The following is a 1,078-nucleotide window of genomic DNA, read 5'->3' as shown; positions in this document are numbered from 1 at the left end:
CGTCGGCTACGAGATGGCCCTGCTCGTCGACCGCGCAGGCGCCGTCCTCACCCCCGCACTCCGCGCAGAACTCCAGGGCAGTCTCCTGCACTGACGGTTCGTCGGATACCGTCCAGGTATTCGAAGCACCTCCGCGTCCCTCCCGGGCCCGCTTCGGCGGGCTCGGGTTCGGACGTTGTACGGCCTTCGCACCACCGGCTCCGGACTCGTTCCGTAGCTCGCACCGCAACCGCCGCACCCTGTGAGGAGAGGAACCGTGACACCGCCCGACGACCGCAGCGGCCAGTACGGTGGCGTTCCGTACCCTGGCACAGGCCATGACGCCTTCGGAGCACCCGGCGTCGGCCACGGTCAGCCGTACGGCCGGCCGCAGTTCGGCCAGGAGTACGGCCAGCAGCCGTACGGTCAGCAGCAGGAGCAGTACGGCCGGCCCGGCCAGTACGCCCAGCCCGGCCAGTACGCCCAGCAGCCGCAGCCCTCCTTCGACGTGCCGCCGCCCGGCTACCCGGTCCCGCCGGCCGGACCCGGCCACGCGCCCGGCCACCACCCGGCCCAGGACCCCGGGCACGTCGAGGAGTTCGAGGACGAACCCGACTCCGGCCCGCTGATCCGGCCGTTCGCGATGACCGGCGGCCGCACCCGGCCCCGCTACGAACTCGCGCTGGAGGCCCTCGTCTCCGCCGACGTGGACCCGCAGCGCCTGGCCACCCTGCTCCCCGAGCACCAGCGGATCTGCACCCTGTGCACGGAGGTCAAGTCCGTCGCCGAGGTGTCGGCGCTGCTCTCCCTCCCGCTGGGAGTCGCGCGCATCCTCGTGGCCGACCTGGCCGAGGCCGGCCTCGTCGCCATCCACCAGCCCGCTTCCGGAGGCGAATCCGGAAACCAGCCCGACGTCACGCTGCTCGAAAGGGTCCTCAGTGGACTTCGCAAGCTCTAACGCGGCCGCCCCCACCCGCGCCACCACCTCCGCGAAGATCGTCGTCGCGGGCGGCTTCGGTGTCGGCAAGACCACGCTCGTCGGCGCCGTCTCCGAGATCAACCCCCTGCGCACCGAAGCCGTCATGACCTCGGCCTCCGC

1 protein-coding gene and 2 pseudogenes are annotated in these 1,078 nt (G+C 72.4%); all 3 read left to right on the top strand.

Features of this window, described 5'->3' with window-relative positions:
* Window positions 1-94 (top strand): annotated as a pseudogene (locus AB0C76_RS41525) (roadblock/LC7 domain-containing protein); the annotation flags it as partial.
* A 162-nt stretch (window positions 95-256) separates the two neighbouring features.
* Window positions 257-937 (top strand): DUF742 domain-containing protein, encoded by a 681-nt coding sequence (locus tag AB0C76_RS41520; RefSeq protein WP_359976018.1) that lies wholly within the window; start codon window positions 257-259, stop codon window positions 935-937.
* A pseudogene (locus AB0C76_RS41515) lies at window positions 918-1,078 on the top strand (ATP/GTP-binding protein); the annotation flags it as partial. The gene AB0C76_RS41520 and the pseudogene AB0C76_RS41515, both read left to right, overlap by 20 nt.

The organism is Kitasatospora sp. NPDC048722 (assembly GCF_040650235.1).
Classification (GTDB): Bacteria; Actinomycetota; Actinomycetes; order Streptomycetales; family Streptomycetaceae; genus Kitasatospora.
Note: the sequence above shows the minus strand (reverse complement) of the source record. Positions and strands in the feature narration are given on the sequence as shown.